This window comes from Bacillus sp. AK128 (genome assembly GCF_053903075.1).
Genome location: NZ_CP096379.1, coordinates 2843124 through 2869658, shown reverse-complemented (window position 1 = coordinate 2869658; position 26535 = coordinate 2843124). Strand labels below are relative to the sequence as shown.

Sequence of the window (26535 nt, the reverse complement as noted above, 5' to 3'; positions counted from 1 at the left end):
AAAGAATGAAAAGAGGGTAATAGATGAGTTTTTTTAAAAAGTTGAAAGAAAACATATCAAAACAAACAAATACGGTGACTGAGAAATTCAAAGACGGGCTTACAAAAACTCGTGAATCATTTTCAGGTAAGGTCAATGATTTAGTTTATCGTTATCGCAAGGTTGACGAAGATTTTTTTGAAGAACTTGAAGAAATCTTAATTTCAGCTGATGTGGGAGTTTCTACGGTAATGGAGCTTATTGATGAGCTTAAGGATGAAGTTAAGAAGCGTAATATTCAGGATCCGCGTGACATGCATTCTGTCATCTCAGAAAAGCTCGTAGATATTTACCAAGGAGATTTTGAACAAGAAAACTCTTTAAACCTTCAGGAAACAGGTTTAACCGTTATATTAGTTGTTGGGGTAAATGGTGTTGGAAAAACAACCTCTATAGGAAAGTTAGCCCATAAATTAAAGCAAGAAGGAAAGTCAGTCTTGTTAGCCGCAGGAGATACATTTAGAGCAGGAGCCATCGATCAATTAGAGGTATGGGGAGAGAGAGCGGGAGTGTCTGTAATCAAGCAATCAGAAGGATCTGATCCAGCTGCTGTTGTTTATGATGCTCTACAAGCTGCTAAATCTCGCCAGGTAGATGTACTTCTGTGTGATACCGCAGGACGACTACAAAATAAGGTGAACCTTATGAAGGAACTTGAAAAGGTAAAGCGCGTGATTGAACGAGAGGTTCCTGGTGCACCACATGAGGTACTTTTAGTGTTAGATGCAACTACTGGACAAAACGCTATGAGCCAGGCCAAAACCTTTACACAAGCTACAGATGTAACGGGTATTGTATTAACGAAGCTAGACGGTACTGCAAAAGGTGGAATTGTCTTAGCAATCCGTAATGAATTAAATACACCGGTTAAATATGTGGGGTTAGGTGAAAAAATGGATGACCTTCAAGAGTTTGATCCTGAACAATTTGTCTTTGGACTGTTTAGTGACCTTCTTGAAGAAGCTGAAGAGAGTAAGGGAGAATAGGTTGGCACCATCCGTCAAGTATAATATCTTGACGGATAAACGTATTTCCTGTATGATGTTAGTTTGTAAAGCTGTTTCACCTTAACAAGGGGGGATTCTCGTGCTGGAAAAAACAACAAGGATGAATCTACTATTTGATTTTTATCAGTCATTATTAACTCCAAAGCAAAGGAGCTATATGGTGCTATACTACCTAGATGACTACTCCTTAGGTGAGATTGCTGAAGAATATCAGATTAGTCGCCAAGCAGTCTATGACAATATAAAGCGGACAGAAGCGATGGTTGAAGAGTATGAAAAAAAGCTTCACTTGCTTGAAAAGTTCCAAAAAAGACAAGCGATTATTAAAGAACTTAAAAGTGAAATACATGATGTGGAACAAGTAAAAAAGCTAATAGATGAACTTGATCAATTAGATTAGGGGGAGGCAAGAGATGGCATTTGAAGGATTAGCCGACCGTTTACAAAGTACCATTCAGAAAATTAAAGGTAAGGGAAAGGTAACTGAAGCGGACGTAAAGGAAATGATGCGTGAGGTTCGACTTGCATTGCTAGAAGCCGATGTTAACTTTAAGGTCGTTAAGGAATTTGTAAAAAAAGTTTCCGAACGATCAGTTGGACAAGAGGTTATGAAAAGCTTAACACCTGGTCAGCAGGTTATAAAGGTGGTTCAAGAAGAACTCACTGCTTTGATGGGTGGAGAACAGAGCAAAATTGCTGTTTCTACTCGACCGCCGACTGTTATTATGATGGTTGGTCTTCAAGGGGCAGGTAAAACGACAACAACTGGAAAGCTTGCAAACCTTCTTCGAAAAAAATATAACAAAAATCCAATGCTTGTCGCTGCAGATATTTATCGCCCTGCAGCAATTAAACAGCTTGAAACATTAGGGAAGCAATTAAGTATGCCTGTGTTTTCTTTAGGTGATCAAGTAAGTCCTGTTGAAATTGCTAGACAAGCAATAGAAGAAGCCAAAAAAGAGCATTATGATTATGTCTTAATTGATACAGCTGGTCGACTACATGTCGACGAGAATCTTATGAATGAGCTAAAAGATGTAAAAGAACTTGCTAAGCCAGATGAGATTTTTCTAGTTGTTGATGCTATGACAGGTCAAGATGCTGTTAACGTTGCACAAAGTTTTAATGAACAGCTAGATATTACTGGAGTAGTTTTAACAAAGCTTGATGGTGACACACGTGGTGGAGCTGCTCTCTCTGTTAAAGCCGTTACGAATACGCCGATTAAGTTTGTTGGGTTAGGCGAAAAAATGGATGCGATCGAAGCGTTCCATCCAGAAAGAATGGCCTCTCGAATATTGGGTATGGGAGATGTACTCACACTTATTGAGAAGGCACAGGCCAATGTTGATGAGGAAAAAGCGAAAGAGCTTGAGCAAAAAATGCGAACGATGTCGTTTACATTTGATGATTTCTTAGATCAACTTGCGCAGGTGAGAAGTATGGGTCCTTTAGACGAAATCCTTGGAATGCTCCCTGGTGCCAACAAAATGAAGGGCTTAAAAAATGTACAGGTTGATGAAAAACAAATTGGTCATGTTGAAGCGATTATTAAATCAATGACCAAAAAAGAAAAAGTTCAGCCTGAAATCATAAATGCTAGTCGTAAGAAAAGAATTGCAAAAGGAAGCGGAACCTCTGTCCAAGAAGTTAATCGCTTATTAAAGCAATTTGAAGATATGAAAAAAATGATGAAACAAATGTCTAATATGCAAAAAGGTAAGAAAAAGGGTGGCTTTAAGTTACCATTTATGTAAAGTTTGAAATCACCTGTCCTGCCAAGCGGGGCGCTTTCGCTTTTCTTGTTGTCTAGCTTCAGTGCCCTGCCCCTCGAGGTTAAATAACCTGAATAGAATAAAATGGAAAACCGCCATTTTTTTCTATTCAGAACATTTACTTGTCGGGGCAAAGCGGGGCACATCAGCTTTTCTTGTTACTGTTAAGAAAAAATACTTTACAAACTTTTTTGTTCTTGGTATGATATATTCTGTTGTAATAAATGAGGATATGTAGATTATCCACTATTCAATAATTATATAAAATAATTTCGGAGGTGCTATATAAAATGGCAGTAAAAATTCGTTTAAAGCGTATGGGTTCAAAGAAAAATCCTTTCTATCGTGTGGTTGTTGCAGACTCTCGTTCACCTCGTGACGGTCGTCTAATTGAAGAAATCGGAACGTACAATCCAGTTGCAGCTCCAGCTGTAGTTGACATCAATGAAGAGCTTGCTCTTAAGTGGTTACAGAATGGTGCAAAGCCATCTGATACAGTTCGTAACCTTTTCTCAAAGCAAGGAATCATGGAAAAGTTCCATATTGCAAGAACTAGCAAGTAATGAGCGTGGCTCACATGAAAGAATTAATTGAAACGATTGTAAAGCCTTTAGTTGATTATCCAGAGGAGATTGTCATCGAAGAACTCGAAGACGATCACCATATAACTTATAAGCTAACCGTTCATCAGGATGATGTCGGAAAAATAATTGGTAAAAATGGACGAGTTGCTAAAGCAATTCGAACAGTCATTTATTCTTCTGTGTCATCTAGAAGTAATAAGCGTATACATCTAGATATTCAGTAAGTAGCTTCGTTTCATGTGTGGAGGCGTTTTCCGCCGAAACTTAATTCAACTAGAAATACTGTAAAGGGTGAGGATTTTCCTCTCCCTTTTTTTGAGCTTACATTAAATAGTTGAATTTGGTATTTCTCTTGTTACACGTTGAAAGGATTAAATCAACTCCTAAATATAATCAAGATAAAGTCTAACAACTTTTAAAAGCTTTGAAAAAAAGGAGGTAAGTAGATATGAAAATCCTTCAAACTGTAATTGTCAAACAGATTCTTACTGAGAAAAGTAAGCAGGAATTATCTGACCAGTGGACTTCCAAAAGGTTTCAACTTCAAAAAGAATGTGATCAACTGCGGTTTGAGCAGAAAAAAATGGAGAAAAGTAAAAACCTTCAGCCTCTCCAATTACAAACATATGAGCATGAGATAGGTAGTCGGATGGACAAAATAAGGAATATAGATTTTAGAATTGAGCAATTACATATGCTACCATTAGGGAGTGAACTTAAACTGCAGGAGGTTCAAGCGGTCATTGATTTGAATATAGGGGATCAATGGAGTGAGCTCGGAAAAACAATCATAATTAAAGATGGAAAAGTAGTAGACATAAAATAGAGGTGACAAACTTGAGTAAATGGTTTAATGTCGGCAAGATTGTAAATACCCATGGAATAAGGGGGGAGATAAGGGTTATTTCCACCACCGATTTTCCTGAGGAACGTTATGCAAAAGGAAATTCATTATTTATTTTTCTGCAAAATGAAAAAGATCCTATTGAAGTTAAAGTGTCTGGGCATAGAGTTCACAAGAATTTTGATTTACTAACATTTGAAGGTTATACAAATGTTAATCATGTCGAACGCTTTAAAGGATCTATGATAAAAATTCCAGAGGACCAACAAGGTGAGCTGAATGAAGGGGAATTTTATTATCACGAGATTATCGGCTGCTCAGTTGAAACAGTTGAAGGTGAGAAGTTGGGTAAAATAAAAGAAATTATTTCAACAGGAGCAAATGATGTATGGGTGGTTCAAAGAAATGGACAAAAGGATGTTTTAATTCCATACATAAAAGATGTAGTTCATGAGATTGATATAGAAAATAAACTCATTATCATACAACCTATGGAAGGATTGCTTTCATAAATGAAAATTAACATATTAACCCTATTTCCGGAGATGTTTACCGGGGTCTTGCAGCATTCCATGATGAAGATTGCTCAAGAAAAGGAAGCTGTACAGATTAATGTGACGAATTTTCGTGACTACTCTTCAAATAAGCATAAAAATGTAGATGATTACCCTTATGGTGGAGGAGCAGGTATGGTCCTTACACCTCAGCCTATTTTTGATGCGGTTGAACAATTGAAGGAACAGGCGAAATCAACTCCCCGTGTAATCCTAATGTGTCCACAAGGAGAACGGTTAAATCAGAAGAAGGCGGAAGAACTAGCTCAGGAAGACCATCTCATTTTCATATGTGGGCATTATGAAGGCTATGATGAAAGAATAAGGGACTATGTGGTAACCGACGAAATTTCAATTGGAGATTATGTTTTAACAGGTGGAGAACTTGCGGCAATGGTGGTTGTGGATAGTGTTGTGCGCTTACTACCAGATGTACTCGGAAATGAAACTTCTCATAAAAAGGATTCATTTAGTACTGGTTTTTTAGAGCATCCTCAATATACAAGACCAGCTGAATTCAGAGGATATAAAGTTCCTGATGTTCTGTTATCAGGAAACCATAAAAAAATAGAAGAGTGGCGTTCAAAGGAGTCGCTCAGAAGAACACTTAGCAGAAGACCTGACTTAATTCACGAAGAGAATTTATCATCTGAACAAAAAAAATGGCTACAAGAACTCCAAAAAGAAATTGACTAGCTATTGCAACATACATGCCTGTATGGTATGATGTTTCTTGTGACTTAGGCTATTTTGCCAAATGTCTGTGATAACGGTGTTCCGCTGCAATGATCAAAAGCGTTGTAATGAGCATCTGTTCGGAAGGAGTTGAATACGATGCAAAAGTTAATCGAAGATATCACTAAAGACCAACTTAAATCTGACCTACCTGCTTTCCGTTCTGGTGACACTGTACGTGTACACGTAAAGGTTGTTGAAGGAACTCGTGAGCGTATCCAGATTTTTGAAGGTGTTGTGATCAAGCGTCGTGGTGGAGGAATTAGCGAAACATTCACAGTACGTAAGATTTCTTACGGTGTTGGTGTGGAACGTACATTCCCATTACATTCACCTAAAATTGCGCTAGTTGAAGTAATTCGTCGTGGTAAAGTACGCCGTGCGAAATTATACTACTTACGCAGTCTACGTGGTAAAGCCGCGCGTATTAAAGAAATACGATAATCAAAAAAACTTCCATCATTGTGGATTTTTCCGCAATGATGTGAAGTTTGCTCTATTTTAGACAAATCATACATAAATACTATACTTGAATTATAAGATAGAAATGAGTGGGAGCTTGAACATCAAGCTCCTTTTTTCAAACGATAAAAAAAGCTGGAGGATGAGCGATGACCCGTCAAAAAAGCGAAGTTTGGGAATGGATAAAAGCACTGGCAATCGCTGTTGTCTTAGCAGCAGGTATTCGCTACTTTCTTTTTGCTCCAATTGTTGTAGACGGACTGTCAATGATACCAACCCTCCATGATCAAAACCGAATGGTGGTAAATAAATTAAGCTACAATATTGGAGAACCAGAACGGTTTGATATCGTTGTTTTCCATGCACCAGAGCAAAAGGATTACATAAAAAGAGTGATTGGACTTCCAGGTGATCATGTAGAATATAAAAATGATGTTTTACACATAAATGGTGAGCCAATTGAGGAGTTCTACCTAGAAGGTTCAAAGACAGAAATAATAGATGCCCCTTTAACCTACGATTTTGAATTGGAGCAATTATTAGGTGAAAAGACTGTACCTGAAGGACATCTTTTTGTGATGGGGGATAATCGACGCTATAGTAAAGATAGTAGAGATATCGGATTTGTTCCTATGGAAAATGTAATTGGTAAGACAAGTGTTGTGTATTGGCCTTTTTCTGAGATTCGATTTGTTGAATAGCATTAAAGTGTAGGGAAGAGTTGTGGCTCATTCCCTTTCTTTATTGGTGAGATAAACTTAAAAAGTTCATGTATGAATACGATTAACAATAAATTTAAAAACTATATTTCAAGGTGGTGAGGTCATGACAATACAATGGTTTCCAGGACATATGGCAAAAGCACGACGTCAAGTGCAGGAGAAGCTTAAGCTTATAGATGTAGTGGTAGAATTAGCAGATGCTAGAATTCCAAATTCTTCAAGAAATCCAATGATTGACGAAATTGTTTCGGCTAAACCAAGGTTAATGCTACTTAATAAGGCAGATTTAGCTGATGACAGAAAAACAAAGGAATGGATTCAGCATTTTCAAAGTAAGGGAATTAAGACATTAGCCATTGATGCGCAATCAGGAAAGAACCTGAAGCAAATTATTACTGGCTGTCAGGAACTTGTTCATGAAAAATGGGAAAGAATGAGAGCGAAAGGTGTAAACCCCAGAGCGATTCGTGTGTTAATCATTGGAATACCAAACGTTGGGAAATCAACACTCATTAATAAACTGGCAAAACGAAATATCGCGAAAACGGGTGACCGCCCTGGTGTGACAACGGCTCAGCAATGGATTAAGGTAGGAAAAGAACTAGAACTTCTTGATACACCTGGGATACTATGGCCTAAATTTGAGGATCAACTAGTTGGACTTAGGTTAGCTACGACAGGAGCAATAAAGGATACCATTATTAATTTACAGGAAGTAGCCGTATATGCACTACGCTTTCTAACAGCTCATTATCCAAATGAATTAAAAGAAAGATACGACCTGAAGGAAATACCTGAAGATATTGTTGATCTGTTCGATGAGATTGGAAAGCGTAGAGGCTGTTTAATGGGCGGAGGCCAAATCGACTATGATAAGACATCTGAGCTTGTTCTAAGAGAGATTAGGGCCGGTAGACTTGGAAATTTAACCTTTGAAGCACCTAGTGACTGGATAGGGGAGGAAAGACCTGTTTAATTTAAACAGGTCTTTATTTTTTGTGAAAAACTCCGATATAAAGATAGGGAGTGTATAACAATGAGAGATTACTCGATTAATGAGATTGCGAAGCTATTAAACGATCATTCATTAGATAAAAAATTAATAAAAAAACTCAAACAGGATTCCAGAAAAGGCGTCATAAAGCTAGTCGCGCAATATGAAAAGCGACAGGAAGAGTTAGTCAATCAACAAAAACAATGGGCAAAAATGACTACATATGAAAAGCAGCTTCATGAAGAAGGTTATATTCTCATTGCAGGAGTTGATGAGGTGGGGAGAGGACCTCTAGCAGGGCCGGTAGTTGCTGCAGCTGTGATTTTGCCAAGACAAATAGAGCTCCTGGGAATTAATGATTCTAAACAATTAAACGATACGAAAAAAGAATATTATTTTCAGCTTATTCAGGATACAGCGATTAGCATCGGAATTGGCTTCATCAATGCTCATGAAATTGACCGAGTTAATATATATGAGGCAACAAAATTAGCAATGAAAGAGGCAATAACTAAACTTAATCCTTCACCTGATTATCTATTAATTGACGCTATGAAACTGGAAGTAAACCTACCACAGAAATCTATTATTAAAGGTGATCAAAACAGCGTTTCTATAGCAGCAAGTTCAATTGTAGCTAAAGTAACTAGGGATCGTTATATGAAAAAGTTAGCAGAAGCTCATCCAGAATACGGTTTTGAACAGCATATGGGTTATGGAACCAAACAACATTTAGAAGCAATTTCAACTTACGGTATCATTTCAGAGCACCGCCGCTCATTTGCCCCTATACAAGAGGTTGCAAGCCGTTAAAGGGAAGGAGATGACAATATGAATCCTACTCATATGATCCAATCTTTACTTAGTGGTGATCGAGTCCAGAAACCAACTAACCTATCAATTAGACCTGGACAAGTCATTCATGGAAAAGTTGAAAAGCTTTTTCCTACTAACACTGCTTTAGTTCAAGTGGGTTCCCTTAGATTACACGCTCAAATTGAAGCTCCGATTGAGGCCAATCAAAGATATTGGTTCGAGGCACAACTTAAGAACAATGAATTAGTGCTAAAGGTGCTTGATCCGAAGATCATGAATCAGCTTGGAGCAAAGGATTCAATAAGTTCATTACTTGGGCAGTTTCAACTTCCAGATACAAAACTAAATACTCAGCTTCTTCAATTTTTACTATCATCCAATCTACCTTTCACAAAGGAACAGCTAGTGAGTGCATCACAGTGGATAAAAGAGACAAAGCAGCCATCAGTTGGAATGGTAGCCCTTGAAATGTTAATAAACAAGAATCTACCGTTTACTAAGGAGTCTTATAAGGCGATGGTCGCCTTTCAAAATCCGTCAAGTCTCTCAACGCAGATTGAGAATGTGATGAAAGTGCTTGATCACCCCCGGCATTCAAATTCAGAGTCAGTGGTTCAACTAAGGGAATTTATGGTCAAGCTTTTTGAGGGGAGTTCACTTAAAAGTGGTCAAAGAGCATTAGATGCTTTAGTAGAGCAATGGGTTTCACCGAAAAGTACTCCCAATACAAAAGAAGCTGCTTTCCGCTTACTAACAGATCTCAATGTCCTACCAAAAAATTCTTCTGCTGAACAAACGATGTTAACGGCTCAAAGAACAAGTGGAGATCAAGCTGGAATAATTGAGCCTGAGCTTAATTTATCAAATAAGGCTAAGATCCAAACTGAGATCACTAAGATGCTTACCGCGTCCCAAATAATTAAACTTCCTGATGAAATAGTTGCATTGTCTAAGAGTTTATCAGGCCTTACACAAACACAGACTCGTACTGAAGATATTCAACTTCTTAAAAACCTAATAGATCAAATGGGTGCAATGAAGACTAGTCCGCTAGAAGCTGGTAATGAAGTAAAGCAGCTGTTTAAACACATGATTCAGTTAATGGGTGTTGAGCACGAAAAAGATGTTACTGCTTTTACTAAGATCGGAAGTGATGCTCCCGAAAAGGTTGAATCACTTAAATCACTACTCATTAGTGCTAGTTATGAATTAGGGTCGAATAGTAAAGAGCTTGAGCCACTTCTTCATCGATTAACAGGGATTCAGCTTCTTTCTCAAGAATCAAATGGCCCATTACAGCAGCTTTATATGCAGTTCCCTGTTTCTTTAGGGAATAAACTATCGGATGTTACCCTTCAATGGAGTGGAAGGAAGAATAAGGATGGTCAAATTGACCCAAGCTTCTGCCGAATTTTATTCTATCTGGATTTAGAGAATATTAACGAGACTGTCATTGATATGCAGGTTCAAAATAGGGTCATTAGTATATCTATTATCAATGATACAGATCAGTTGGAAACTAGCGTAGGTGACCAGCATATGCCGTTAAAAGAGCAATTAGCAGCCTTAGACTATGTATTGTCTTCTGTAATTGTTTCAAACTCCTCAGTAAAAAAGGAGCTAACACAACTAACTGCAGCTAAGTATAAGCTCCAACAAGAGAAATATCAGGGAGTGGATATTAAAATATGATGAAAGATGACAAAAATTCAGAAAAACGTAAAGAGGCTTTAGCTCTTTCCTATGATCCTATTAAAAATGGCGCGCCTAAGTTGGTAGCAAAGGGAAAAGGACTTACCGCAGAAAATATTATCCAAAAGGCTAAAGAAAATAATGTCCCTATTCAAGAAGACACCTCTTTAGTTGAGTTATTAAGTCAACTTGAAATAAATGAATCCATTCCTGAAGAACTTTATCAAGCTGTAGCTGAAGTGTTTGCGTTTGTATACCGTGTTGACCAGCAGCATCAAAAACCTATTCGCTCTGAATAGGTTTTTTGAATATAGGGAATTTCTAGTTGGATAAAGCTGCAATTCTTGCTTTGGATTATTTGATTGAATTTTTAGAAATCGACTACTTGTATAATAATTAGTCGGTTATGCTAGACAAGGTTCTTCTCATTTAATACAATGAAAACGCAGTCTATTATTTTTGTTACATAATGATAGGAGGATGAAAAATGAATATCCATGAGTATCAAGGTAAAGAGGTCCTCAGAAAATATGGGGTTTCAGTCCCAAATGGAAGAGTTGCTTTTACTGTTGAAGAAGCTGTAGAAGCTGCAAAAGAATTAGGTACACAGGTGTGTGTAGTAAAAGCACAAATTCATGCAGGTGGACGTGGAAAAGCTGGTGGCGTTAAGGTAGCTAAAAACTTAGATGAAGTTCGTACATATGCTAGCGAAATTCTAGGTAAAACATTAGTTACTCACCAAACAGGCCCAGAAGGTAAGGAAGTAAAGCGTTTACTGATTGAAGAAGGCTGCGACATTAAAAAAGAATATTATGTTGGGCTAGTACTTGATCGTGCTACTTCACGTGTTGTTTTAATGGCATCTGAAGAAGGTGGAACGGAGATTGAGGAAGTGGCTGAAGCTACTCCTGAAAAGATCTTCAAAGAAGTAATTGATCCTGCTGTAGGTCTACAAGGCTTCCAAGCAAGAAGAATTGCTTTCAACATTAACATCCCTAAAGAACTAGTTGGTAAAGCTGTTAAGTTCATGATGGGCCTTTATACAGCATTTGTTGAAAAAGATTGCTCAATTGCTGAAATTAACCCACTAGTTGTAACTGGTGATGGTGATGTAATGGCTCTTGATGCAAAGCTAAACTTTGATTCTAATGCCCTATATCGTCATAAGGATATTTTAGAATTCCGCGATCTAGAAGAAGAAGATCCAAAAGAAGTTGAAGCTTCTAAGTATGACCTTGCTTACATCTCATTAGATGGGAATATTGGTTGTATGGTAAACGGTGCCGGTCTGGCAATGGCTACTATGGACATTATCAAGCATTACGGTGGAAGCCCATCTAACTTCCTTGATGTTGGTGGTAGTGCAACGGCGGAAAAGGTTACAGAAGCATTTAAAATCATACTTTCAGATCAAAACGTTAAAGGTATTTTTGTTAATATCTTTGGTGGGATCATGAAATGTGACATTATTGCAACTGGTGTTGTGGAAGCCGCTAAGCAAGTTCAATTAAGTGTACCTTTAGTAGTACGTTTAGAAGGAACTAACGTTGATTTAGGTAAGAAAATTCTTGCTGAATCTGGTTTAAATATTGTTGCAGCTGATTCTATGGCTGACGGCGCACAAAAGATTGTATCACTAGTAGGATAAGAAAGGCAGGGGACAAACATGAGCGTATTTGTTAATAAAGACACGAAGGTAATCGTACAAGGTATTACAGGTTCAACTGCAGCTTTCCATACAAAGCAAATGCTTGAATACGGTACAAAGATTGTTGGTGGGGTTACTCCTGGTAAAGGTGGAACTGAAGTGGAAGGAGTACCTGTATTCAACACAGTTTCAGAAGCTGTTGCAAAAACAGGTGCTAGCGTTTCTGTTATTTATGTTCCAGCTGCATTTGCTGCAGATGCAATCATGGAAGGTGTAGACGCTGAGTTAGATCTTGTTATTTGTATCACTGAGCATATTCCAGTTCTTGATATGACTAAGGTTAAGCGTTATATGGAAGGTAAAAAGACTCGCCTAGTAGGACCGAACTGCCCAGGTGTTATTACTCCTGATGAGTGTAAAATTGGAATTATGCCAGGCTATATTCATACAAAAGGGCACGTAGGTGTAGTTTCTCGTTCTGGAACACTAACTTATGAAGCTGTTCACCAATTAACACAAGCTGGTATTGGTCAATCTACTGCGGTTGGTATCGGTGGAGACCCAGTTAACGGAACAAACTTTATCGATGTATTAAAAGCATTTAATGAAGATGAAGATACGTATGCTGTTATTATGATCGGTGAAATCGGTGGAACAGCTGAAGAAGAAGCAGCTGAATGGGTGAAGGCAAATATGACGAAGCCTGTTGTAGGATTCATCGGTGGACGTACAGCACCTCCAGGAAAGCGTATGGGCCATGCTGGTGCGATTATTTCTGGTGGTAAAGGTACAGCAGACGAAAAAATTCGTGTTATGAATGAATGTGGAATTCAAGTAGCTGACACACCATCAGTTATGGGTGAAACGCTTATTTCCGTTCTAAAAGAACGCGGAATCTACGAGCAATGTAAAACTCATTAATTATTAAAAAGTAGCTCCTATTTAGGGGCTACTTATTCTATAAAAATGTTTGTGTTAAGTACAGTGTTTTATTAGCAGAGTGGATTGAAGTGGAAGGACACAAGAATCCAAACTGAAATCAAGCCAAAAAATAAAAATTTAATAGGAGGTAAACAATGAACACATCTTCTGAACGATTACTTCATCTCCATAGATGTGAAGAAGCAACCTGGTCCATTATTCAGATGCTTATTAAAGCAGACCCCACTTTATCAATCCTTTATCAACTTTCTCCATCTCAACTTCACCAAAAACTTCAATACCATCTTCCTTTAGAAAAAATCCAAGCAATTTACAAAAATTTGCATTCTGTTACAATAGCAAGTATGCTAGAAAAATATAAAAATCAAAATATTCAGTGCATAACTTGGATAGACTCTAGGTACCCGGAATCCCTAAAACAAATATTTAATCCACCATGGGTGTTATATGTAAAGGGGAATCGTGATATATTACTTAGTAATCAAATGCTCGCAATCGTAGGTACTAGAAACCCAACATCATATGGTAAAAGAATGACTGACTATTTTGTAAGTACATTCACTAAACAGGATTGGATCACTGTTAGTGGACTTGCAAAGGGAATAGATTCGAGGGTCCATGAGGCTACCATTTTAAATAATGGGAAAACAATTGCTGTTTTAGGTTCTGGTTTTAATTGTATTTATCCGAAAGAAAATGAACAATTAGCTCATGCAATCATTCAGAAAGGTTTATTAATGTCTGAGTATCCGCCAGACCGAAAGCCAAATAAATGGCAATTCCCTGCGAGAAATAGAATTATTAGTGGTTTATCATTAGGTACTATGGTCATCGAAGCAAAAGAGAGAAGTGGCTCATTAATTACAGCGAACCTTGCTCTTGAACAAAACCGTGAAGTTTTTGCGGTACCAGGGCCCATTGATTCTGAATATTCCAATGGGACAAATCTTCTAATCCAAGAAGGAGCTAAAATGGTTCTCTCCCCTGATGATGTAATAACGGAACTTAGGTACCAATTATTAACCACAAGTATGTAAAGACTGTAATTTTCTTCTTGAAATGACCGACAAGGTTAATAAAGTGAAAATTCAATACCAGACTTAAAATGATATTCACAAGCAGAGTAATATAATAGAAGATTAGCGTATAAAACGAGAAGATCTACATTTGATTTTAGCAAAATTATCTAATTTCGTTTGACAAATAGTAGATCAGTATTTAATATAAGTGAAGATTTCATACAATAATTTCTTATACTATTACCTCTTAAGGAGGAGCAAATAAATATGGCAGATTTTTTAGTAATTGTAGAATCGCCTGCAAAGGCTAAAACGATTGAACGATACTTAGGAAAAAAATATAAAGTAAAGGCATCAATGGGACATGTACGGGACTTACCAAAAAGTCAAATGGGTGTTGAAGTAGGAGATCACTACTCACCTAAGTACATAACAATTAGGGGAAAAGGCCCTGTATTAAAAGAGTTAAAGACTGCTGCTAAAAAGGCAAAGAAAATTTATCTCGCAGCTGACCCGGATCGTGAGGGGGAAGCAATTGCTTGGCACTTAGCACATACACTCGATGTAGATATAACATCTGATTGTCGTGTTGTATTTAATGAAATAACAAAGGATGCGATTAAAGAGTCTTTTAAGCATCCACGTGCGATTAATATGGACTTAGTTGATGCACAACAAGCAAGACGTATTTTAGATCGTTTAGTGGGGTATAACATTAGCCCATTATTATGGAAAAAAGTGAAAAAGGGGCTAAGTGCGGGTAGAGTTCAGTCCGTTGCTGTACGCTTAATTATTGAACGTGAAAAAGAAATAAAGGCTTTTGTACCAGAAGAATATTGGAGTATTAAAGCAGACTTTGTTAAAAATAAAGAAGTGCTTGAAGCTGATTTTTACGGTATAGATGGTAAGAAGGCAGACCTTAAAACAAAAGAAGAAGTTAATGCTATTCGTGCAAAGCTAAACGGAAATACATTTACTATTGTATCGGTTAATAAAAGGGAACGAAAGCGTAACCCTGCAGTTCCGTTTATTACGTCTTCTCTTCAACAAGAGGCGGCAAGGAAGCTTAACTTTAGAGCTAAGAAGACGATGATGCTTGCTCAACAGCTTTATGAAGGAATTGACCTTGGTAAAGAGGGTACTGTTGGATTGATTACATATATGAGAACAGACTCAACAAGAATCTCTGATACTGCAAAACAGGAAGCAACGGAATACATTAGTTCAACTTATGGTAAGGAATACTTATCAACAGAGACAAAGGCTGGAAAGAAGAACCAGAATACACAAGATGCCCATGAAGGGGTTCGTCCTACTTCCGCACAGCGAACTCCAGCTGAAATGAAACAGTTTTTATCTCGTGATCAGCTAAGATTGTACAAATTGATTTGGGAACGATTTATTGCTAGTCAAATGGCACCAGCTATCATGGATACCATGACGGTTGATATGGAAAATAGCGGGGTTATTTTCAGAGCAACAGGTTCAAAGATTAAGTTCCCCGGCTTTATGAAGGTTTATGTTGAAGGTAATGATGACCAGGATGAGGAAAAGGATCGAATTCTTCCACCTTTAGAAGAAGGGGAGAAGGTGGTTCTAAAGGATATTGAAGAAAATCAACACTTTACACAACCACCACCAAGGTATTCAGAGGCGAGACTAGTAAAAACCCTTGAAGAATCTGGTATTGGTAGACCCTCTACTTATGCGCCAACCTTGGATACCATTCAAAAACGTGGATATGTTTCTCTAGACAATAAACGTTTCATACCAACTGAGCTAGGTGAAATCGTTGTCAACTTGGTAACAGAATTTTTTCCGGAAATCATTGACCTTGATTTCACAGCTAAAATGGAGAATAGTTTAGATGAAGTGGAAGATGGAAACGTTGATTGGGTTCGTATCATTGATGAGTTTTATCAAGGATTCGAAAAGAGATTGGAAGTAGCAGAAAAAGAGATGCAGGAAATTGAAATAAAAGATGAACCGGCTGGAGAAGATTGTGAAAAATGTGGGCAGGAAATGGTCTTTAAGATGGGGAGATATGGAAAGTTTATGGCTTGTTCCAATTTCCCTGAGTGTCGACATACAAAAGCAATCGTGAAGGATACTGGGGTAGATTGTCCGAACTGTGAAAAAGGAAGAATCATTGAAAGAAAAAGTAAAAAACGTCGTATCTTTTATGGTTGTGATCAGTATCCAGAATGTGAGTTTATTTCTTGGGATAAGCCTATTGCTAGAAAGTGTCCAAAGTGTGAATCCTTACTAGTTGAAAAGAAGCTCAAAAAAGGCGTCCAAGTACAATGTATTAATTGTGACTATAAAGAGGATCAACAAAAATAACGATGTGAGTCTACTCACATCGTTCCGTTTTATTTGCTACCATGTATAGCCAGGAGGATTTATGTAATGAGTGAAAAGGTTGTAAATGTAATTGGAGCTGGACTTGCTGGAAGTGAGGCAGCTTGGCAAATTGCTAATAGAGGGGTTAAAGTAAATCTTTTTGAGATGAGGCCTGTTAAACAAACACCAGCCCATCATACAGATAAATTTGCTGAGCTTGTTTGTAGTAATTCCTTACGTGCCAATAATTTAACAAATGCTGTAGGAGTATTGAAGGAAGAGATGCGCATCCTTAATTCAGTTATTATTAAGTCAGCTGATGCATGCTCTGTTCCAGCTGGAGGAGCTTTAGCTGTAGATCGACATGAGTTTGCGGCATTAGTAACTAGCTCTGTTAGGGAGCATCCAAATGTGACTGTCTTTAATGAAGAAATTACAGACATTCCAGCTGGTGTAACGATTATTGCGACTGGTCCACTTACTTCACAACCATTATCGGAAAAGCTTAGAAGCTTAACCGGAGAAGAGCATCTATATTTCTATGATGCTGCAGCACCCATTATTGAGAAAGAAAGCATCGACATGGACAAGGTATATTTGAAATCTCGTTATGATAAAGGAGAGGCAGCCTATTTAAATTGTCCGATGACTGAAGAGGAATTTGATCGTTTTTATAATGCGGTGATGGAAGCAGAGGCTGTACCGCTAAAAGAGTTTGAAAAGGAAATCTTTTTTGAGGGCTGTATGCCTTTTGAGGTAATGGCTGGCCGTGGAAAGAAGACCTTATTATTTGGTCCCATGAAGCCTGTAGGATTAGAGGATCCGAAAACGGGAAAAATACCATATGCAGTTGTTCAGCTTAGACAGGATGACGCAGCTGGGACATTATATAATATTGTTGGTTTCCAAACACATCTTAAGTGGGGTGCTCAGAAGGAAATCATCCGTTTAATACCTGGTTTAGAAAATGCAGAAATTGTGAGATATGGTGTAATGCACAGAAACACCTTTATTAGCTCACCTAAGCTGTTAAAACCGACCTATCAGTTTCTTGAACGAGATGATTTGTTCTTTGCAGGTCAAATGACAGGTGTAGAGGGCTATGTCGAGTCTGCAGCTTCTGGACTTGTTGCTGGAATGAATGCGGCTAGCTATATACTTGAAGAAGAATTGGTTGTATTTCCTCATGAAACGGCAATAGGGAGTATGGCTAGATATATTACTACCGCTAACCCAAAGAATTTCCAACCAATGAATGCTAACTTTGGGTTGTTTAAAGATTTAAATAAAAAAATTAAAAATAAACAAGCAAGAAATGAAGAGTATGCATCAAGGGCACTGGAAACAATTCAGAATTTTATAAAAAAATAACGGATTTTCATTGCAAGGGCGAATAAATTGTGTTACGATTTATTCGCCCTTGTGAGGTGATGGCATGACTACAACGAAAGAATTAATGAAAAGTTTTACAGAATATTTACAAATTGAGCGAAACTATTCCCCTTATACAATCGTATACTATACACAGGACATTGATGAGTTTGTTCATTTCATGAATTCTCAGTCCTTACATAGTGTCACTCAAGTTACATACACAGATGTTCGTATTTATTTAACAGAGCTATACAAACATAAGCTTGCAAGAAAATCGGTGGCAAGAAAAATTTCTAGTCTTAGGAGCTTTTACAAGTTTTTAATGAGAGAGCATTTTGTGAAAGATAATCCATTTGCCCTTGTTTCGTTACCAAAGAAAGAGCAAAGGGTTCCACAATTCTTATATCAAGATGAGCTTGCTAAACTATTTCAAGTTAGTGATTTATCAACGCCATTAGGACAAAGAAATCAGGCCATTCTTGAATTGCTCTATGCTACTGGTATCCGTGTAAGTGAATGCTGTAAGCTTGAATTAGCAGATCTTGATTTTAGTCTAGGAACAATCCTTGTACATGGGAAAGGTAGAAAGCAAAGGTATGTCCCGTTTGGAAGCTTTGCAAATGATGCACTAGAGGCGTACATAGTAAATGGAAGAAAGGAGCTTCAGTTAAAGGGAGACTCCAGCAACACTTCTGTATTTTTAAACTATCGAGGTGGTTCACTCACACCGAGAGGCGTACGCTTAGTTCTAAATGATTTAATTAGTGAAGCAAGTTTAACAGTGAAAATCAGTCCACATGTTCTAAGGCATACATTTGCTACGCATATGCTAAATGAAGGCGCGGATTTACGAACAGTTCAAGAGCTGCTAGGCCACTCACACCTTTCATCAACACAAATTTATACTCATGTTACAAAAGACAGGTTAAAGACGATCTATATGAATCACCATCCTAGAGCATAGTTATCTTTGAAAGGAGAGAAGTAGATGTCAACGTTTCATGCAACTACAATTTTTGCAATCCAGCATAATGGTCAGTGTGCAATGTCTGGAGACGGCCAAGTAACATTTGGTAATGCTGTCGTGATGAAGCATACTGCTAAAAAGGTTAGAAGGCTTTTTCAAGGAAAAGTCCTAGCCGGTTTCGCTGGTTCTGTAGCAGATGCCTTTACCCTTTTTGAGAAGTTTGAGGGACGTTTAGAAGAATATAATGGTAATCTTCAAAGAGCAGCTGTAGAACTTGCTAAGGAATGGAGAAGTGATAAAGTCTTAAGAAGACTAGAAGCCATGTTAATCGTTATGAATCATGAGCATCTTCTATTAGTATCTGGTACTGGTGAGGTTATCGAGCCGGATGATGGAATTCTAGCAATTGGATCGGGTGGAAATTATGCGCTTTCAGCTGGAAGAGCACTTAAAAAACACGCAGGTTCAACAATGAGTGCAAGAGATATTGCACAAGCCTCTTTAGAGGTTGCAGGAGAAATCTGTGTGTATACGAATGACCAAATCATAATCGAAGAACTATAAGGGAGGCCTGATGATGAATTTAACACCACGGCAAATTGTAGAGCGTCTGGATCAATATATTGTTGGCCAAACAAAAGCGAAAAAGGCAGTGGCAGTTGCATTAAGGAATCGATACCGTAGAGGGCTTTTAAATGAAAAACTTCGCGAAGAAATAGTACCTAAAAACATTTTGATGATTGGTCCAACAGGGGTAGGTAAAACAGAAATCGCGAGGAGAATGGCAAAGCTTGTTGGTGCTCCTTTTATTAAGATTGAAGCAACGAAATTCACAGAAGTGGGCTATGTCGGAAGAGATGTAGAATCAATGGTACGTGATTTAGTAGAAACTTCGGTTCGACTAGTCAAGGAAGAGAAGATGCAGGATGTAAAAGAGAAAGCACTTTCAAATGCAAATAAACGTCTTGTAGAGTTGCTTGTTCCGGCAAAGCAAAAACAATCCTCTTTTAAAAACCCGTTTGAGATGTTGTTGGGTGGTGGAAATCAAGGTCAAACAGACCAAGATGATGAGGATAAACAAGATGAGCAAAGTCTTTCTCAAAGAAGAAAGCAGGTAGCTCATCAATTAGCCTTAGGTGAACTAGAAGATACACTTGTAACGGTAGAGGTTGAAGAACAACAACAATCCATGTTCGATATGCTCCAAGGTTCTGGTATGGAGCAGATGGGCATGAATATGCAGGATGTGCTGGGTAATTTTATGCCTAAGAAGCAGAAAAAGCGAAAGTTGACTGTAAGAGAGGCTAGAAAAGTCCTTACAAATGATGAGGCTCAGAAGCTCATTGATATGGATGAGGTCACTCAAGATGCTGTGTATAGGGCTGAGCAAACCGGAATTATCTTTATAGATGAAATTGATAAAATTGCTGGTAAAAATCAAGGTGGATCAGCAGATGTTTCAAGAGAAGGGGTGCAACGTGATATTCTTCCGATTGTAGAAGGTTCAACAGTTGTAACGAAATATGGACCTGTTAAAACGGATCACGTTTTATTTATAGCTGCAGGTGCATTCCATATTGCTAAGCCATCCGACTTGATACCAGAGCTACAAGGACGCTTTCCTATTCGGGTTGAATTAACAAAACTGACTGTTGAAGATTTTGTAAGAATATTAGTTGAGCCTGACAACGCGATTATTAAACAATATATAGCTTTAATAGAAACAGAAGGTATACAAATTGAATTTTCTGACGATGCTATTCGTAAGCTAGCTGAAGTGGCACATGGTGTAAATCAAGATACAGATAATATTGGAGCTAGAAGATTACATACAATCATGGAAAGATTACTGGAGGATTTATCTTTTGAAGCACCAGAAATAACTTTAGAAAAGATTGTAATTACTCCTCAATATGTCGAAGAAAAACTAGGTACCATTGCGAAGAATCGTGATTTAAGTCAATTTATACTATAGAATAGAAGATGGACACGGGTCATTATAGGAGGAACAAGGAAAATGGAATTATTAGAAAAAACGAGAAAAATTAATGCAATGCTACAAAGAGCAGCAGGTAAACCTGTTAACTTTAAAGAGATGGCTGAAACTTTACGTGATGTAATTGAAGCAAATATTTTTGTTGTTAGCAGAAGAGGTAAGCTATTAGGTTTTGCTATTAACCAAAAAATTGAAAATGAACGTATGATTAAAATGCTTGAGGATCGCCAATTCCCAGAGGAATATACGAATGGTTTATTTAATATTGTAGAAACATCCTCTAACCTTGACATTAATAGTCCGTACACGGCATTTCCGGTAGAAAATAAGGACCTATTTAGTAAAGGTTTAACAACAATTGTTCCTATTATTGGTGGTGGTGAACGTTTAGGAACACTTATACTAGCTCGAGTTACTGGTCCGTTCTTGAACGATGATTTAATTTTAGGTGAATATGGTGCAACTGTTGTCGGAATGGAAATTTTACGTGAGAAATCCGAGGAAATTGAAGAGGAAGCTAGAAGTAAGGCTGTTGTGCAGATGGCAATTAGCTCTTTATCATATAGTGAATTAGAAGCTATTGAGCATATTTTTGAAGAGTTAAATGGAAATGAAGGCCTACTTGTTGCAAGTAAAATTGCTGATCGAGTTGGTATCACAAGATCAGTAATCGTAAACGCATTAAGAAAGCTAGAAAGTGCGGGTGTAATTGAATCACGCTCCCTAGGGATGAAGGGTACATATATAAAAGTACTTAATGATAAATTTCTCCAGGAACTTTCTAAATTAAAAACAAGTTAATTTATATAACTACATGAAAACACCTTATCTTTTTTGGATAAGGTGTTTTTTATTTTACCTAAATACTTAATCTAACGTTTTCAATCAAAGGTGTTTCACATTATGGATTTTAAAGGATATTGATTTTTTTTAGCTTATCGTCGATGATAGATACGAGTCATTATTTGTCGAAAAAGCAAATTATCTGCTTGAATTGGTAAAAATATACCGAATTAGTTAAAATTAATGATGTTACAAATTTCGACATTGTATATAATGAATGTAGAGCGGTTTGTGTTAATGAATAAAAGTTATAAAAAATCTAGTACTAAATAACGATTTTTAGGTAAGTGTGATGTAGGTCATAGACAATGGTCTTGTTATTCTCTACAATGTTAAAGGATTAACATGACAATATTAAACAAAATTAGACAAAAAAGCCATCTTTGTTGGACTATATAGATAAAATAATAAAAATAAGTGAGGTGATTCAGTATGAACCTATTTTCAGGTACGATCAATAACCTTGAAAGTTCGCTAAAATACTCCACTCTTAAGCAAAGTGCGATAGCGCAAAATATTGCAAATGTTGACACCCCTAACTACAAAGCAAAAGAAGTGTTAAAACCTTCTTTCCAAACAGAATTAAAGACAGCTATGCAGGCAAAACGAACGGACGTAAGACATTTTCATTTCTCCAATACAAATCAATCCTCAGGAATTGTTGTGACAAGACCAAATTCACAATATAACCATAATGGTAATAGTGTTGATATTGATAAGGAAATGTCAGAGCTTGCAGAGAACCAGATATACTACAATGCTTTAATTGAGCGAATTAATGGGAAGTTTAACTCGCTTAGAACGGTCATTTCAGGAGGTAAGTAAAATTGACAATCTTTCAAGGTCTTAATATAAGTGCTTCAGCATTAACTACACAGAGATTGCGAATGGATGTAATCTCTTCCAATATGGCTAACGTAGATACGACAAGAGGTAAGTTCGTAAATGGCGAATGGCAGCCTTATACAAGAAAAATGGTCGTTACTCAAGCGAATGAATCATCTCGTTTTTCTTCTGTTTTAAATCATGCCATGAAGAGCTCATCTAATAGTTCGGTCGGTAATGGTGTTAAGGTTTCTAGAATCATAGAAGATGAGACTCCATACAAGCTTGTATATAACCCTGAACATCCTGATGCAAACGTTGAGGGTTATGTTCAGATGCCAAATGTTGATCCATTAAAGGAAATGGTCGATTTAATGAGTGCGACTCGATCATATGAAGCGAATGTAACAGTTTTTAATGCGAATAAAGGTATGCTTATGAAAGCTTTAGAAATCGGGAAATAGGGAGTTTTGACTAAATTATGATTAATAAAATTGCAAGCCAACCAGGAATATTTTCAACAAATTTAACAACTCAGACTAAACCAACACCTGCTGAGTCACAACAAAGATTTGCTGACTTTCTCAAAAACTCTATCGATCAAGTAAATAAGGCGCAGAATCAATCAGACATAGCTACAAACAAACTAGCAAATGGTGAAAAGATTGATCTCCATGAGGTTATGATTGCTTCACAAAAAGGTAGTATCACCTTTCAAGCAACAATGGAAATTCGTAATAAAGTAGTGGAAGCTTATCAAGAAGTTATGAGAATGCAAGTTTAATTGGACTCCAATTAGAATATATAGATGAGATATAGATGAGATATAGATAAAGAGAAAATATAAGATATAGATAAAGAGAAAATATAAGATATAGATAAAGAGAAAAATAACTGGGAGCGGTTATTACACCTATGTGCACACGTTACGTCATAATAACCGGGGGAATATAATGAACGAAAAAATGCAATTACAAATGAATCAAGCAAAGGGCTTTTGGCAAAATCGTTCATCAAGCCAAAAAGGAATGATGATTGGAGCACTATTATTATTTATTACAATTATAATAGTGGTCTCAACGGTTTCCTCAAGAGTGGATTTTGCACCACTATATAGTAATTTGAGTGCTGCTGAAGTTGGTGAAATTAAATTACAGCTTGATGGGAGAGGAATTCAATCTCAAATAGCTGATAATGGGACAACTATTCTTGTTCCTAATGAAGTTGTTGATACCCTTAAAGTCGAGCTAGCTGCTGAAGGATACCCTAATAGTGGTAGTATCGATTACTCTTTCTTTAGTCAAAATGCTGGATTTGGTATGACTGACAATGAATTCAATGTATTAAAACTAGAGGCAATGCAAACCGAATTAGCTAATTTGATGAAGGGCATTGAAGGGGTTAACGATGCGAAGGTAATGATTAACCTTCCACAAGAATCAGTATGGATGTCGGAATCAGGACAAACTGCTTCGGCAAGTATTGTTTTAAATACAAAACCAGGCTATCGTTTCGAAGAGCAGCAAATTCAAGCGTTATATAATCTGGTTTCCAAGAGTGTTCCTAATCTTCCTACAGATAATATCGTCATCACTAACCAATTGTTTGAGTATTTTGATCTAAATAATAATGGTGATACGAGTTTAGCAGGAGGATCTTCTAATTCCCTGCAAACTCAATATCAAATCAAGCAGGATGTAGAAAGAGATATTCAACGTCAAGTTCAGCAAATGCTTGGGATGATGATGGGACAAGATAAAGTAGTAGTGTCTGTAACAGCAGATATTGATTTTGCTCAAGAAAATCGTGAGGAAAACCTTGTAACACCTGTAAACCCAGAAAATCTGGAAGGAATCGCTGTAAGTGTAGAACGAATTACAGAAACCTTTACAGGTGATGGAGCAGTTGAGGCAGGTGTCGACGGTGCAGGAGAAACAGATATTCCAAACTATGCAACAGGTGAGCTTGTAGGCGGTACAGGTGATTATGAAAAGGTTGAGGAACGTATTAATAATGAAGTAAATAGGATTAGAAAAGAAATTGTAGAAAGTCCATATAAGGTTAGGGACCTTGGTATTCAAGTGATGGTTGAACCGCCTACAGCTGATGATCCGACGTCATTACCACAACAATCAGTAGATGATATTGAACAAGTGCTAAATACTATTATTCGTACTTCTATTGCTAAGGAGGAAGGTACTCCTGAGTTAACTGATGAAGAGTTACAAGGAAAAGTAGCGGTTTCGGTTCAGACATTCAATGGTAAGGTTGACTTTGAAACGCCTGCTGCAGAAATGATTCCATTATGGGCTTATTTTGCTGGTGGAGGATTACTAGCTATCATCTTCTTATTAATGTTCCTGTTATTTAGAAAGAAAAAGAAAGATAAAAAAGAAATGGTTTATGAAGAGCCGTTCCAAGCTGCTTCGGTTCAAGATATTAATGATGAAAAGGAAAATGCTTCGGACGTGATTAAAACACAATTAGAAAAACTAGCGAAGGACAATCCTGGAGATTTTGCAAAGCTATTGAGATCTTGGATTGCTGAAGAGTAGGAGGATAGACAATGGCGAGAAAAGATAATAAAGGTGAGCTATCTGGCCGACAAAAAGCTGCTATCCTTCTCATTTCGTTAGGGCCGGATGTATCCGCATCCGTCTATCGTCATCTATCAGAAGAAGAGATAGAAAAGCTTACTCTAGAAATATCAGGAGTGAGAAAGGTTGACAGTGGTTCGAAGGAAGAAGTACTTGAAGAGTTTCATCAAATCGCACTAGCCCAGGATTATATATCACAGGGTGGGATCTCCTATGCTAAAACGGTATTGGAAAAAGCATTAGGTCCAGAAAGTGCAGCAAACATCATTAACCGTTTGACCTCTTCATTGCAGGTTAAGCCTTTTGATTTTGCTAGAAAAGCTGATCCTGCCCAAATATTGAATTTTATCCAAAATGAACATCCACAAACAATTTCTCTAGTATTGTCATATCTCGATCCAGCACAGGCTGGACAGATATTATCTGAGCTACCTCAGGAAATGCAAGCAGATATTGCAAAAAGGATTGCTTTAATGGATAGTACTTCTCCGGAAGTCATTAATGAAGTTGAACAAATTTTAGAGAGAAAGCTTTCTGCAACAGTTACACAGGACTATACCCAAACCGGTGGAGTTGAGGCTGTTGTTGAAGTATTAAATGGAGTAGATAGAACTACAGAACGTACGATTTTAGATGCACTTGAAATTCAGGACCCAGAGCTTGCTGAAGAAATTAAGAAGCGTATGTTCGTATTTGAAGACATCGTTACTCTTGATAACCGTGCCATTCAGCGTGTTATTCGTGATGTTGAGAATGCTGATCTTATGCTTTCACTTAAAGTTGCTAGTGAAGAGGTTAAGGAAATTGTGTTTAGTAACATGTCTAAACGAATGGTTGATACCTTTAAGGAAGAAATGGAATTCATGGGGCCGGTTCGTTTGCGTGATGTAGAAGAAGCTCAATCTAGAATTGTTGCGATTATTAGACGTCTAGAGGAAGCTGGTGAAATCGTTATTGCACGTGGTGGAGGAGATGATATTATTGTCTAGGCTAATCAAATCCCATTATGTGAAACCGCAAGAAGAGGACAAAAGAATCATTAGGTTACAGCCGGTTATGGTTTCCCCTAGCAGTGAGGAAATATCACCTGAGCTTACTCTTCTCAGAGCAAATCAAGAGGCAGAGGCTCTTTTAGCTAATGCTAAGGCCCAGTCTGATGCGATGATTAACGAGGCTAATGCTATGCTTCAACAAACAGAGGAGCAAATTAACCATCTCAGATCTGGGTGGGAAACTGAAAAAGAACACTTAGCTCGAACTGTACAAGAGGAAGCCTACCATGTGGGACTTCAGCAAGGTGAACAGGCTGCACTTGATCAGTATTCTAGTGTTATTTCACAAGCTAGCCATATCGTAAACCAAGCAAAAATGGATTACACACAGCATGTTGAGCAAGCAGAAGATACAATCTTAAAGCTAGGAATTAAAGTTGCTGAAAAAATCTTGAAAGTTCATTTAAATGAAACAAAAACTGATTTTATACAAATTGTTAAGCATGCAATTAAAGAAGTGAAGGACTATGGAGATATCAATATTTTAGTTCATCCAAACATGTTCGAGCTTGTCCTTGCTCAAAAGGATGAGTTAAAAGCTCTTTTTAATGGGGATAAGAGTTTGTATATTTATCCCAATGAAGAGCTATCAGAAACAGCTTGTTTAATAGAATCATCCTTTGGTCGAATCGATGCAAGTGTTGACAGTCAGCTTAATGAAATAAAGGTCAAGCTTCTTGAGTTAATAGAGGAGGAATAAACTCC

General features: G+C 37.4%; 29 protein-coding genes. All 29 read left to right on the top strand.

Translation table 11 applies throughout. The features are described from left to right. Positions 1 to 23: 23 nt before the first annotated feature. The 29 genes from ftsY (at position 24) to fliH (ending at position 26530) form a co-directional block, all read left to right on the top strand. Positions 24 to 1025 carry a signal recognition particle-docking protein FtsY gene (gene ftsY / locus M1D60_RS14360; RefSeq protein ID WP_456275526.1) on the top strand — a complete coding sequence of 334 codons (1002 nt, stop codon included), beginning with the start codon at positions 24 to 26 and terminating at the stop codon, positions 1023 to 1025. Between the two features lie 121 nt (positions 1026 to 1146). After that, the gene (locus tag M1D60_RS14355) at positions 1147 to 1446 is read left to right on the top strand and encodes a putative DNA-binding protein (protein WP_456279452.1); all 300 of its coding nucleotides are present in this window, start codon (positions 1147 to 1149) and stop codon (positions 1444 to 1446) included. 13 nt (positions 1447 to 1459) lie between these two features. Next, complete coding sequence (gene ffh, locus M1D60_RS14350) at positions 1460 to 2803, top strand: signal recognition particle protein (protein ID WP_456275525.1); 1344 nt, start codon at positions 1460 to 1462, stop codon at positions 2801 to 2803. A gap of 308 nt (positions 2804 to 3111) precedes the next feature. Continuing rightward, on the top strand, positions 3112 to 3384 hold the full coding sequence (rpsP, locus tag M1D60_RS14345) for a 30S ribosomal protein S16 (protein WP_456275524.1): 273 nt from the start codon (positions 3112 to 3114) through the stop codon (positions 3382 to 3384). 14 nt (positions 3385 to 3398) lie between these two features. Next, positions 3399 to 3629, top strand: a complete 231-nt coding sequence (locus tag M1D60_RS14340) for a KH domain-containing protein (protein ID WP_456275523.1) — start codon at positions 3399 to 3401, stop codon at positions 3627 to 3629. A gap of 224 nt (positions 3630 to 3853) precedes the next feature. Further along, positions 3854 to 4231 carry a YlqD family protein gene (locus tag M1D60_RS14335; RefSeq protein ID WP_456275522.1) on the top strand — a complete coding sequence of 126 codons (378 nt, stop codon included), beginning with the start codon at positions 3854 to 3856 and terminating at the stop codon, positions 4229 to 4231. An 11-nt stretch (positions 4232 to 4242) separates the two neighbouring features. After that, the gene (rimM, locus tag M1D60_RS14330; RefSeq protein ID WP_456275521.1) at positions 4243 to 4761 is read left to right on the top strand and encodes a ribosome maturation factor RimM; all 519 of its coding nucleotides are present in this window, start codon (positions 4243 to 4245) and stop codon (positions 4759 to 4761) included. Next, the gene (gene trmD, locus M1D60_RS14325; protein WP_456275520.1) at positions 4762 to 5499 is read left to right on the top strand and encodes a tRNA (guanosine(37)-N1)-methyltransferase TrmD; all 738 of its coding nucleotides are present in this window, start codon (positions 4762 to 4764) and stop codon (positions 5497 to 5499) included. 138 nt (positions 5500 to 5637) lie between these two features. Then, positions 5638 to 5982, top strand: a complete 345-nt coding sequence (gene rplS / locus M1D60_RS14320) for a 50S ribosomal protein L19 (protein ID WP_456275519.1) — start codon at positions 5638 to 5640, stop codon at positions 5980 to 5982. 167 nt (positions 5983 to 6149) lie between these two features. Next, on the top strand, positions 6150 to 6701 hold the full coding sequence (gene lepB, locus M1D60_RS14315; RefSeq protein ID WP_456275518.1) for a signal peptidase I: 552 nt from the start codon (positions 6150 to 6152) through the stop codon (positions 6699 to 6701). Positions 6702 to 6825: 124 nt separating this feature from the next. After that, the gene (gene ylqF, locus M1D60_RS14310) at positions 6826 to 7698 is read left to right on the top strand and encodes a ribosome biogenesis GTPase YlqF (protein ID WP_456275517.1); all 873 of its coding nucleotides are present in this window, start codon (positions 6826 to 6828) and stop codon (positions 7696 to 7698) included. Positions 7699 to 7758: 60 nt separating this feature from the next. Further along, complete coding sequence (locus M1D60_RS14305) at positions 7759 to 8529, top strand: ribonuclease HII (protein WP_456275516.1); 771 nt, start codon at positions 7759 to 7761, stop codon at positions 8527 to 8529. An 18-nt stretch (positions 8530 to 8547) separates the two neighbouring features. Further along, entirely contained in the window at positions 8548 to 10224 is a 1677-nt protein-coding gene (locus M1D60_RS14300) for a hypothetical protein (RefSeq protein ID WP_456275515.1), read from the top strand. Next, on the top strand, positions 10221 to 10523 hold the full coding sequence (locus M1D60_RS14295; RefSeq protein ID WP_456275514.1) for an EscU/YscU/HrcU family type III secretion system export apparatus switch protein: 303 nt from the start codon (positions 10221 to 10223) through the stop codon (positions 10521 to 10523). The genes M1D60_RS14300 and M1D60_RS14295 overlap by 4 nt, the downstream gene beginning before the upstream one ends. A gap of 188 nt (positions 10524 to 10711) precedes the next feature. Continuing rightward, positions 10712 to 11872 (top strand): ADP-forming succinate--CoA ligase subunit beta, encoded by a 1161-nt coding sequence (gene sucC / locus M1D60_RS14290; RefSeq protein ID WP_456275513.1) that lies wholly within the window; start codon positions 10712 to 10714, stop codon positions 11870 to 11872. An 18-nt stretch (positions 11873 to 11890) separates the two neighbouring features. Further along, positions 11891 to 12793: a succinate--CoA ligase subunit alpha gene (gene sucD / locus M1D60_RS14285; RefSeq protein WP_456275512.1), complete on the top strand. Its 903-nt coding sequence runs from the start codon at positions 11891 to 11893 to the stop codon at positions 12791 to 12793. A 155-nt stretch (positions 12794 to 12948) separates the two neighbouring features. Then, the gene (dprA, locus tag M1D60_RS14280) at positions 12949 to 13851 is read left to right on the top strand and encodes a DNA-processing protein DprA (protein ID WP_456275511.1); all 903 of its coding nucleotides are present in this window, start codon (positions 12949 to 12951) and stop codon (positions 13849 to 13851) included. Positions 13852 to 14100: 249 nt separating this feature from the next. Beyond that, positions 14101 to 16176 (top strand): type I DNA topoisomerase, encoded by a 2076-nt coding sequence (gene topA / locus M1D60_RS14275; protein WP_456275510.1) that lies wholly within the window; start codon positions 14101 to 14103, stop codon positions 16174 to 16176. Positions 16177 to 16242: 66 nt separating this feature from the next. Beyond that, complete coding sequence (trmFO, locus tag M1D60_RS14270) at positions 16243 to 17547, top strand: FADH(2)-oxidizing methylenetetrahydrofolate--tRNA-(uracil(54)-C(5))-methyltransferase TrmFO (protein WP_456275509.1); 1305 nt, start codon at positions 16243 to 16245, stop codon at positions 17545 to 17547. 64 nt (positions 17548 to 17611) lie between these two features. After that, complete coding sequence (gene xerC / locus M1D60_RS14265) at positions 17612 to 18514, top strand: tyrosine recombinase XerC (protein ID WP_456275508.1); 903 nt, start codon at positions 17612 to 17614, stop codon at positions 18512 to 18514. 24 nt (positions 18515 to 18538) lie between these two features. Continuing rightward, positions 18539 to 19081 (top strand): ATP-dependent protease subunit HslV, encoded by a 543-nt coding sequence (hslV, locus tag M1D60_RS14260; RefSeq protein WP_456275507.1) that lies wholly within the window; start codon positions 18539 to 18541, stop codon positions 19079 to 19081. Positions 19082 to 19091: 10 nt separating this feature from the next. Further along, a complete protein-coding gene (gene hslU / locus M1D60_RS14255; RefSeq protein WP_456275506.1) occupies positions 19092 to 20492 on the top strand; it encodes an HslU--HslV peptidase ATPase subunit in 1401 nt (466 codons plus the stop codon). 42 nt (positions 20493 to 20534) lie between these two features. Then, on the top strand, positions 20535 to 21314 hold the full coding sequence (gene codY / locus M1D60_RS14250) for a GTP-sensing pleiotropic transcriptional regulator CodY (protein ID WP_456275505.1): 780 nt from the start codon (positions 20535 to 20537) through the stop codon (positions 21312 to 21314). A 474-nt stretch (positions 21315 to 21788) separates the two neighbouring features. Next, positions 21789 to 22181, top strand: coding sequence for a flagellar basal body rod protein FlgB (gene flgB / locus M1D60_RS14245; protein ID WP_456275504.1), 393 nt, complete (start codon positions 21789 to 21791; stop codon positions 22179 to 22181). Between the two features lie 2 nt (positions 22182 to 22183). After that, positions 22184 to 22645 carry a flagellar basal body rod protein FlgC gene (gene flgC, locus M1D60_RS14240; RefSeq protein ID WP_456275503.1) on the top strand — a complete coding sequence of 154 codons (462 nt, stop codon included), beginning with the start codon at positions 22184 to 22186 and terminating at the stop codon, positions 22643 to 22645. 17 nt (positions 22646 to 22662) lie between these two features. Beyond that, entirely contained in the window at positions 22663 to 22965 is a 303-nt protein-coding gene (fliE, locus tag M1D60_RS14235; RefSeq protein WP_456275502.1) for a flagellar hook-basal body complex protein FliE, read from the top strand. Between the two features lie 169 nt (positions 22966 to 23134). Further along, positions 23135 to 24736, top strand: a complete 1602-nt coding sequence (gene fliF / locus M1D60_RS14230; RefSeq protein ID WP_456275501.1) for a flagellar basal-body MS-ring/collar protein FliF — start codon at positions 23135 to 23137, stop codon at positions 24734 to 24736. Between the two features lie 11 nt (positions 24737 to 24747). Then, positions 24748 to 25767, top strand: a complete 1020-nt coding sequence (fliG, locus tag M1D60_RS14225) for a flagellar motor switch protein FliG (RefSeq protein ID WP_456275500.1) — start codon at positions 24748 to 24750, stop codon at positions 25765 to 25767. Then, positions 25760 to 26530, top strand: a complete 771-nt coding sequence (gene fliH / locus M1D60_RS14220) for a flagellar assembly protein FliH (protein ID WP_456275499.1) — start codon at positions 25760 to 25762, stop codon at positions 26528 to 26530. The genes fliG and fliH overlap by 8 nt, the downstream gene beginning before the upstream one ends. The last annotated feature ends 5 nt before the right edge of the window (positions 26531 to 26535 follow it).

Coding starts and splice junctions, on each gene's coding strand:
- ftsY (WP_456275526.1), top strand. CDS start 24: ATGAGTTTTTTTAAAAAGTTGAAAGAAAACATATCAAAACAAACAAAT.
- M1D60_RS14340 (WP_456275523.1), top strand. CDS start 3,399: ATGAAAGAATTAATTGAAACGATTGTAAAGCCTTTAGTTGATTATCCA.
- topA (WP_456275510.1), top strand. CDS start 14,101: ATGGCAGATTTTTTAGTAATTGTAGAATCGCCTGCAAAGGCTAAAACG.
- M1D60_RS14300 (WP_456275515.1), top strand. CDS start 8,548: ATGAATCCTACTCATATGATCCAATCTTTACTTAGTGGTGATCGAGTC.
- codY (WP_456275505.1), top strand. CDS start 20,535: ATGGAATTATTAGAAAAAACGAGAAAAATTAATGCAATGCTACAAAGA.
- ylqF (WP_456275517.1), top strand. CDS start 6,826: ATGACAATACAATGGTTTCCAGGACATATGGCAAAAGCACGACGTCAA.
- trmFO (WP_456275509.1), top strand. CDS start 16,243: ATGAGTGAAAAGGTTGTAAATGTAATTGGAGCTGGACTTGCTGGAAGT.
- xerC (WP_456275508.1), top strand. CDS start 17,612: ATGACTACAACGAAAGAATTAATGAAAAGTTTTACAGAATATTTACAA.
- fliF (WP_456275501.1), top strand. CDS start 23,135: ATGAACGAAAAAATGCAATTACAAATGAATCAAGCAAAGGGCTTTTGG.
- rplS (WP_456275519.1), top strand. CDS start 5,638: ATGCAAAAGTTAATCGAAGATATCACTAAAGACCAACTTAAATCTGAC.
- dprA (WP_456275511.1), top strand. CDS start 12,949: ATGAACACATCTTCTGAACGATTACTTCATCTCCATAGATGTGAAGAA.
- flgB (WP_456275504.1), top strand. CDS start 21,789: ATGAACCTATTTTCAGGTACGATCAATAACCTTGAAAGTTCGCTAAAA.
- hslU (WP_456275506.1), top strand. CDS start 19,092: ATGATGAATTTAACACCACGGCAAATTGTAGAGCGTCTGGATCAATAT.
- fliE (WP_456275502.1), top strand. CDS start 22,663: ATGATTAATAAAATTGCAAGCCAACCAGGAATATTTTCAACAAATTTA.
- sucD (WP_456275512.1), top strand. CDS start 11,891: ATGAGCGTATTTGTTAATAAAGACACGAAGGTAATCGTACAAGGTATT.
- hslV (WP_456275507.1), top strand. CDS start 18,539: ATGTCAACGTTTCATGCAACTACAATTTTTGCAATCCAGCATAATGGT.
- M1D60_RS14335 (WP_456275522.1), top strand. CDS start 3,854: ATGAAAATCCTTCAAACTGTAATTGTCAAACAGATTCTTACTGAGAAA.
- sucC (WP_456275513.1), top strand. CDS start 10,712: ATGAATATCCATGAGTATCAAGGTAAAGAGGTCCTCAGAAAATATGGG.
- M1D60_RS14355 (WP_456279452.1), top strand. CDS start 1,147: ATGAATCTACTATTTGATTTTTATCAGTCATTATTAACTCCAAAGCAA.
- fliG (WP_456275500.1), top strand. CDS start 24,748: ATGGCGAGAAAAGATAATAAAGGTGAGCTATCTGGCCGACAAAAAGCT.
- trmD (WP_456275520.1), top strand. CDS start 4,762: ATGAAAATTAACATATTAACCCTATTTCCGGAGATGTTTACCGGGGTC.
- M1D60_RS14295 (WP_456275514.1), top strand. CDS start 10,221: ATGATGAAAGATGACAAAAATTCAGAAAAACGTAAAGAGGCTTTAGCT.
- lepB (WP_456275518.1), top strand. CDS start 6,150: ATGACCCGTCAAAAAAGCGAAGTTTGGGAATGGATAAAAGCACTGGCA.
- rpsP (WP_456275524.1), top strand. CDS start 3,112: ATGGCAGTAAAAATTCGTTTAAAGCGTATGGGTTCAAAGAAAAATCCT.
- M1D60_RS14305 (WP_456275516.1), top strand. CDS start 7,759: ATGAGAGATTACTCGATTAATGAGATTGCGAAGCTATTAAACGATCAT.
- ffh (WP_456275525.1), top strand. CDS start 1,460: ATGGCATTTGAAGGATTAGCCGACCGTTTACAAAGTACCATTCAGAAA.